General features: G+C 64.8%; 3 protein-coding genes. All 3 read left to right on the top strand.

The features are described from left to right. A partial coding sequence (locus EN925_RS24835) for a response regulator transcription factor (protein WP_164894375.1) occupies positions 1-650 on the top strand: 650 nt, incomplete at its 5' end. A 7-nt stretch (positions 651-657) separates the two neighbouring features. Beyond that, the gene (locus tag EN925_RS24840) at positions 658-2,136 is read left to right on the top strand and encodes a HAMP domain-containing sensor histidine kinase (protein WP_013532630.1); all 1,479 of its coding nucleotides are present in this window, start codon (positions 658-660) and stop codon (positions 2,134-2,136) included. Then, positions 2,136-4,376, top strand: a 2,241-nt coding sequence (locus EN925_RS24845) for a bifunctional [glutamine synthetase] adenylyltransferase/[glutamine synthetase]-adenylyl-L-tyrosine phosphorylase (protein WP_128337003.1), incomplete at its 3' end; no start/stop codon positions are given. The genes EN925_RS24840 and EN925_RS24845, both read left to right, overlap by 1 nt.

Consider the following 4,376-nt stretch of genomic DNA (forward strand, 5'->3'; position numbering starts at 1 on the left):
ATCGCGAGGCTGCGGATTACTTGCAGAAAGCTTTTGCCGAGGCCGGTCACACCGCGCATGTCGCCGGTGACGGCGAAACCGGCTTTGCGCTCGCCGACGCCGGCGACTACGACGTGATGGTGATCGACCGGATGATGCCGCGTCGCGACGGCCTGTCGGTCATTGCCGGTCTCAGGTCCAGGGGCAACACGACGCCGGTGCTGATCCTGTCGGCGCTCGGCGAGGTCGATGACCGGGTCACGGGTTTGCGCGCCGGCGGCGACGATTACCTGACAAAGCCCTATGCCTTCTCCGAGCTTCTCGCCCGCGTCGAGGTGCTGAACCGGCGCGCCAGTGCCAAGGAAGCGGAAACCGTCTACCGCGTCGGCGATCTCGAACTCGACAGGCTGTCGCATTCGGTCCGCCGTGCGTCACGCGAGATAACGCTGCAGCCGCGTGAGTTCCGCTTGCTCGAATATCTGATGCGGCATGCCGGCCAGGTGGTGACGCGCACCATGCTGCTGGAAAATGTCTGGGACTACCATTTCGATCCGCAGACCAATGTCATCGACGTCCATGTCTCCCGGCTGCGCGGCAAGATCGAGAAGGGCTTCGACAAGCCCATCCTGCATACGGTTCGCGGCGCCGGCTATATGCTGAAGAGTGGTTAGCTGCGGCATGGCTCTTTCCGTGCCAGCCATCATGAAGACGACGGCAGCGCGGCTTTCGGCGCTCTACTTCCTGCTCTTCGCGCTCTGCGCGGTGGCGCTCGTCTTCTACATGACCTCGCTGTCGGCGCGAATGCTGACCGCGCAGACGCAGGAGACCATCAATGACGAAGTGCTCGGCCTTGCCCGCGCCTATCAGCGCGGTGGCCTGCCGGTACTGGTCCGCGTGGTCGAAGCGCGCTCGCGCCAGCCCGGCGCAAACCTTTACCTGATCGCCGACGCCAACGGCCAGATCCTGACCGGCAACGTGCAGAGCCTCGAACCTGGCGTTCTCGAAACCGAAGGCTGGACCAGCAGTCCGTTCTCTTATCAGCGCTTTGGCGAGGGAGAGCTCGAGCGCCTGCGCAACCTTCCCGCCGAGCAGGGTACCACCACCCAATCCGAGCAGAACGATGCGCAGGCGCAGGGCGAAAAAGGCCACAACGCCATTGCGCTGGTGCTGCGGCTGCCGAACCAGATGATCATGCTGGTCGGCCGCGACCTTGGCGAGCCGGAACGGTTTCGTGCCGTCATCCGCCGTGCGCTGATGCTGGCGCTCGGCATGATGGGGCTGGGCGGATTGCTGATCTGGTTTTTTGTCGGCCGCGCTGCGCTGAAGCGCATCGACAGCGTGTCGGAAGCCAGCCGTCGCATCATGGGCGGCGATCTGTCGGGCAGGCTGCCGGTGACGGGGGTTGGCGACGAGTTCGACCGGCTCTCCGAAAATCTCAATGCCATGCTGGCCAGGATCGCCACGCTCAACGAAGGCTTGAAGCAGGTTTCCGACAACATCGCGCATGATCTGAAGACGCCGCTGACCCGGCTGCGCAACCGGGCCGAAGCGACGCTTTCGGGCAAGCAAAAGCCCACCGACTACCGGCAGGCGCTGGAAGGCACCATCGCCGAGTCGGACCAGTTGATAAAAACCTTCAACGCCATCCTGATGATCTCCCGGCTGGAGGCTGGCTACTCGTCTGAAAATACGAACCGCGTCGATCTTGCGGAAGCCGTACGCGATGTCGTCGAGCTCTATGAGCCGGTGGCGGAAGAGGCGGGCGTGTCGCTGGAAGCAGACGCGCACGAGGCGGTGTCCGTCAACGGCAACCGCGAACTGATCGGCCAGGCGCTGTCGAACATCGTCGACAACGCTATCAAATATTCGACCGGCGCCAATGCCCAGCCGGCGGTGCGCGTCACGCTCGAGCGAACCGGTGCGGACGTTCGCCTGTCGGTTGCCGACAATGGCCACGGCATTCCCGACGATGGCGACCGCGCGCGTGCCACGGAACGTTTCGTGCGGCTGGAGAAGAGCCGTTCGCAACCGGGTTCGGGTCTTGGCCTCAGCCTCGCCAAGGCCGTCATGACATTCCACAATGGCCGGCTTGAACTCTTGCCTGGCAATCCTGGATTATCCGTGGTCATGAGTTTCCCGGTTCGGGAGGATCACTGATGAGCACGGCTGCAAGAGCGAAAGATTGGCTGCTGAAGCCGGCGGCCAGGCTTGTTCCGCTGGACGAGGACCGTGCGCGGCTGGAACTGGCCGAGATCGCGTCCGCCGCACGCGAAGAAGGGGTGACGCGGCTGGCCAAGTTTCTGGCCGGCAAAGGGGAGGGCCAGGATTTCCTCGCCGCCGTCTTCGATCTGTCGCCGTTCCTGCGCGATACGGCACGTCGCCGGCCGCAAATCCTGGACGGGCTGTTCGAGCAGACAATCGAGGCTCGGCTGAAAGCGATCGGCGCCGCCATAGACCTGGCGCATTTGGCGGAGACCCTTTCGGAATCCGGCCTGATGATGGAGCTGCGCCAGTGGAAGTCGGAGGCGCATTTCCTCATCGCGCTGGCCGATCTTGCCGGCGAGGCCGAAACGGCGCTGACGGTCCGGCGGTTGAGCGACCTCGCTGACGCCTGTACCCGTGCCGCCGTCGACTTCCTGCTGCGCGACGCGCACGGCCAGGGCAAACTCAAACTGCCGGATGTCGACAACCCGTCGAAACAGTCGGGTTGGATCCTGCTCGGCATGGGCAAGCTCGGGGCACATGAGCTGAATTTTTCCTCGGACATCGATCTGGTGGTTTTCTTCGATCCGGAAGCACCGGCGGTCGTCGACCCGCTCGACGCCACCGAATTGTTTTCGCGGCTGACGCGCCGCCTGGTTCGCGTCCTGCAGGACCGCACCGAGCACGGATATGTCTTCCGCACCGATCTGAGGCTGCGCCCCGACCCCGGTTCGACACCGCTGGCGATCCCGGTTGAGGCGGCACTGCGCTACTATGAGGCGCGCGGCCAGAACTGGGAGCGCGCCGCCATGATCAAGGCACGTCCGGTAGCCGGCGATCTGGCCGCGGGCGCTGCCTTCCTCAAGGAGCTTCAGCCCTATATCTGGCGCAAATACATGGATTACGCGGCGATTGCCGACGTCCATTCGATCAAGCGCCAGATCCACGCCCACAAGGGCCATGGTGAGATCGCGGTCAAGGGCCACAACGTCAAGCTCGGGCGCGGCGGCATTCGCGAGATCGAATTCTTCGTCCAGACCCAGCAGCTTATCGCCGGCGGACGCTTCCCTGAACTGCGTGGCCGCGAGACCGTGCCGATGCTCGGCGAGCTTGCGACACGCGGCTGGATCACCATCGAGGCGCGCGATGCGCTCGCCCGCCAGTACTGGTTCTTGCGCCGCGTCGAACATGCCGTGCAGATGGTTGCCGACGAGCAGACCCACACGCTGCCGGAAGATGACGAAGGCTTGGAGCGCATCGCCCGCATGCTCGCCTTTGCCGATGCTTCTGCCTTTTCCCAGGCGTTTCGCGCCTCGCTGCAGCAGGTCGAACGCCACTACGCGGCACTGTTCGAAACAGCACCCGAACTGTCGACAGGCATCGGCAATCTCGTCTTCACCGGCGATGTCGACGATCCCGATACGCTGCAGACCTTGCACGGCCTCGGCTTCCAGCGGCCAAGCGACATCTGCCGCGTCATCCGAGGCTGGCATTTCGGTCGCTATCGCGTCACTCAGTCGGCGGAGGCGCGCGAGCGGCTGACGGAATTGACGCCGGCTCTGCTGCGCTCCTTCGGCCAGACGCGCCGGGCCGACGAAGCGCTGATGCGCTTCGACGAATTTCTCGCCGGCCTGCCGGCCGGCATCCAGCTGTTTTCCCTGCTGCAGTCCAATCCGGCCCTGCTCAAGCTCCTGGCAACGATCATGGGTGCGGCGCCCCGGCTGGCGGCGATCATCACCCGCCGGCCGCATGTCTTCGATGGTCTGCTCGACCCGGCCTTGCTGACGGAGCTACCGGACCGCGCCTATCTGTCGGCACGGCTTTCCGCCTTTGTCGAGGGCGACCGGCTTTATGAGGACGTGCTCGACCGGCTGCGCATTTTTGCTTCCGAGCAGAAATTCCTGATCGGCGTCCGGCTGCTCGCCGGCTCGATCGATCCGGCGCGCGCCGGCCGCGCCTTCTCCGATCTGGCGGATCTCACCATCGAGGCTGCGTTGCAGGCGGTGACGGCCGAATTCGCGGCGCGCCACGGCACCATTGCCGGCGGCGTGGTTGCGCTGCTCGGCATGGGCAAGCTCGGCAGCCGCGAGCTGACCGCCGGATCGGATGTCGACCTGATCCTGCTTTACGACCACGCGCCGGACGCCGAGGAGTCCGATGGCGACAAGCCGCTGGCGCCTTCGCATTACTACACC

The sequence above is a fragment of the Mesorhizobium sp. M7A.F.Ca.US.006.04.2.1 genome, from assembly GCF_004022915.1.
Taxonomy (GTDB): Bacteria; Pseudomonadota; Alphaproteobacteria; order Rhizobiales; family Rhizobiaceae; genus Mesorhizobium; species Mesorhizobium ciceri.

Coding starts and splice junctions, on each gene's coding strand:
- EN925_RS24840 (WP_013532630.1), top strand. CDS start 658: ATGGCTCTTTCCGTGCCAGCCATCATGAAGACGACGGCAGCGCGGCTT.